Source organism: Brevundimonas sp. (assembly GCF_004210735.1).
Classification (GTDB): Bacteria; Pseudomonadota; Alphaproteobacteria; order Caulobacterales; family Caulobacteraceae; genus Brevundimonas.
This window is the reverse complement of the sequence record NZ_SDZL01000107.1, coordinates 1-3,249: the sequence shown is the minus strand read 5'-3', so window position 1 is coordinate 3,249 and position 3,249 is coordinate 1. Positions and strand designations below refer to the sequence as shown.

Here is a 3,249-nt window from a genome sequence, read left to right as displayed (position 1 = left end):
CACGCGTCGGGCCTCGCCAGCGTTTCCCCACCCACGGCTTCATAGCATAGCGCAGCCTCGGACGGCGGCCCTCTTCGCGTGGGAAGTGAAAGGATCCGCACAAGTTTCTGGCCGGAGGGCGCGCGGAAGGTGAGGACGTCGCCGGGCTCGACGGGCGTCGACGGCTTGTCGATGCGGCGGACCTGGCCATCGCGCTCGATGCGGGCGCCTTTTTCCTCGACCGCTTCAGTGGCGGAGGTGCGCGCCTTGAAGAAGCGGGCGCGCCAGAGGAAGACGTCGAGCCGCATGCGGCTGAGGTCCTTGTCGTCGTCCTGATCGTATTCGCGGCTGGCGCGGCTCATGAGGCGACTTTCGGTGTGGGCGATGCGGATTGGGCGGGACGCTTGTGGCGGCGCCGGCGGCGATGCGCGCGTGGCACTTCGGTGGTGATGAGTTGAGCGAGCACAGCAAAGGGGCCGGTGGGCGGCGGCGCGGGCGGTTGCGGCTTGCGGCCGTTTTGTTTGGCCCGCGGGCTTCCCTCGCGCGGCGATGGGGCGGCGTCAGGCGCGCGCTGTGCCGGGAAGCGCCAGAGTTTGACAGCGCCTGTCTCGCGATCCTTCTCGGCGGGCTTGAGGCCGAGGCCGCGCAGGATGGCGGGGAAGTCGGCGGCGGGGCAGCCGACCTGTGCTGCGAGTTCGGGGGGCACGGCGAAGGCCGAGGACTCTGACGCACGGCGGATCTGGGCGAGCGATCCCATCAGGCGCTCGGCAAGGTCGGCGCGGACGGCGCGGGGGCCGACGCGGAGATAGCCTGCGGTCCACAGCATGGGCTCTGACCATGGATGCTTGGCGAGCGCGAAGGAGGATTGCGTCGGCGGCTCGCGTGGCGGCTGGCCGGAATGGACGGCGCGCAGGGCGAGGGCGAGGCGCGCGGCGGCGGGCTTGAGCAGTCCGGGCAGCCAGGCGGCGACGCGGCCTGCTTTCACGCCTGCTGCATTCAGCGCGGCGCGATCTTCTGGCGAGAGCGGTGGCTGCTGGCGCGCATTGGTGGTCGCGCGGCGATCGAAGGCGGCGCCGGTTTCGAGCAGCTGGAAGGCTGTGCCGCGCGCGGCGCCGCGAATGATCGTGCCGTCGAGCGTGTTGCGGAGATCGTCGAGCGCGGGGAGCGTGGCTTTCACGTGATCGACGAACCAGCGGGCGAGGCGTTCGTGGGCTGCGTCGCGGCTGGAGGCGGCGGCGTCGCCTGCGCCGAGGAGATGGACAGAGGGCGAGTGCCAGTTGGTGGCGGCGACGAGGCGCGCGACGGGCGCGCCGTCGTGGACGATGGTGGCGCTGGTGGTGTCGAAGGCGATGTCGGCATCCGGCGCCTGCGAGATGATGGCGAGGCGTTGCTCCATCACGGGGCGAAGGGCCTTGAGGGCGGCGCCGCGCAGGGCGCGCCCGGCGAGACTGTCGCCTTCGGAGTCGGCGGTGAAGACGAGGCCGTGGAGATGGCCGACCGTATGGCCGCCGATGATGACTTCGCCGGCTGGGCCGATCTGCGCCGGCTCGTCTTCCTGCGAGTTCAGCGTCTTGAGCAGCGCGGAGGTGCGGCGGTCGACGAAGCGGAGCATCAGCGCCTGGTGGAGCGCGTCGGAGAGTTTGTCTTCGATCTCGCGGGTGCGACCGCGCCATGTCTGTGCGTTTTCGAGCCAGTCTGTGCGGTTGGCGGCGTAAGTCCAGGTGCGGATGGCGGCGAGGCGTTGCTGGAGCGTGTCGATCTCGCCTTCGGTGCGGTCGAGCGGTTCGACGTGGGCAAACATCCACTCGTCCTTGATGCGGGCGGACGGGTCGGCGAGTTTTTCGACGAAGGACTGGACGAGTTTGAAATGCGCGTCGGGGCCGTGCTTGCGGAAGTCTGGCAGCGTGCAGAGATCCCAGAGGCGGCGGACGTGCGCGTAGGTGCGGGCGTGGCGCACGACGTCTTCGTCCTGCGCCAGCGTGGCGAGGGTCATCTCGTCGAGTGCTTCTGGGGCGCGGCGCAGGATCACGTCTGGCGAAGGACGGCGGAGCGAGGCAAGCAGGTTGGCGACGCTCGACCAGTCGAGATCGGAGTTGCGCCAGTTGAGATAGTCGACCGGCTCGAAATGATGATTGACGATGCGCTCGACGGTTTCTTCCTCGAAGGGCGTGCAGTCGGCGGTTTCGCCGAACGTGCCATCATCGCGGAAGCGGCCGGCGCGGCCGGCGATCTGTGCGAGTTCGTCGGCGCGGAGATAGCGGCGCTGGCGGCCATCGAACTTGCGGCGCGAGGCGAAGGCGATGTGGCCGACGTCGAGGTTGAGGCCCATGCCGATGGCGTCGGTGGCGACGATGTAGTCGACCTCGCCCGATTGATAGAGCTCGACCTGGGCGTTGCGGGTGCGGGGCGAGAGCGCTCCCATGATGACGGCGCAGCCGCCGCGCTGGCGTTTCAGCAGCTCGGCGATGGCGTAGACTTCTTCTGAGCTGAACGCGACGATTGCGGAGCGCTTGGGCAGCTTGGTGATCTTGGTCGGGCCGGCATAGCTCAGCTGAGAAAAGCGCTCGCGGCGTTCGCCATCGATGTCGAGATCGAGGCGTTGCAGGGCGGGGCGCATGGTGTCGGCGCCGAGCAGCATGGTTTCGTGACGGCCGCGCGCGTGAAGGATGCGATCGGTGAAGACGTGGCCGCGGTCGGGGTCCTGCGCGAGCTGGATTTCGTCGATCGCCATGAAGTCCGCGCCTTCGGAGACGGGCATGGCTTCGACGGTGCAGGCATACCAGCGGGCGCCGGGCGGCTTGATGCGTTCCTCGCCGGTGATGAGGGCGCAGGACTTCTCGCCCTTCTCCTTCACCATCCTGTCGTAGATCTCGCGCGCGAGCAGGCGCAGCGGCAGGCCGATCATCCCGGTATTGTGCGCAAGCATGCGCTCAACGGCGAGGTGGGTCTTGCCGGTGTTGGTAGGGCCGAGAACGGCCCGGATGCGGGTGTTGTCGCTGGCGGCCAGAGTTGGCGCTCCTGACGGGAGAGTGGATCAGGCGATGGAGATGCGGCGCACATTGATGTGCGGCAAGGTCGAAGCGAAACGGGTGGGCGGGCGCCAGCGCATGTCCGTCTTCCCAGAGAGGACGCGGATCGGTCCTCAGGCAAAGGGTGGGGTGCGTGGAGGCGCAGGTCAACAGCAGAGGCTGTGGATCAATCGTTCGTCATTGTGTGGGAACGACGGGCGGTGCGGTGCATTTACGCTTCGCTTCAATGCACCCTACGGGT

At 68.5% G+C, this 3,249-nt stretch carries 2 protein-coding genes; both read right to left on the bottom strand.

All coding sequences use genetic code 11. The annotated features are described in order from the left end of the window. Window positions 1–341 (bottom strand): RNA-binding S4 domain-containing protein (locus EON91_RS14100; protein ID WP_292095985.1); only part of this gene is annotated, 341 nt, incomplete at its 3' end. Next, entirely contained in the window at window positions 338–2,905 is a 2,568-nt protein-coding gene (locus EON91_RS14095; protein ID WP_292095984.1) for a helicase-related protein, read from the bottom strand. The genes EON91_RS14100 and EON91_RS14095, both read right to left, overlap by 4 nt. Window positions 2,906–3,249: the final 344 nt, after the last annotated feature.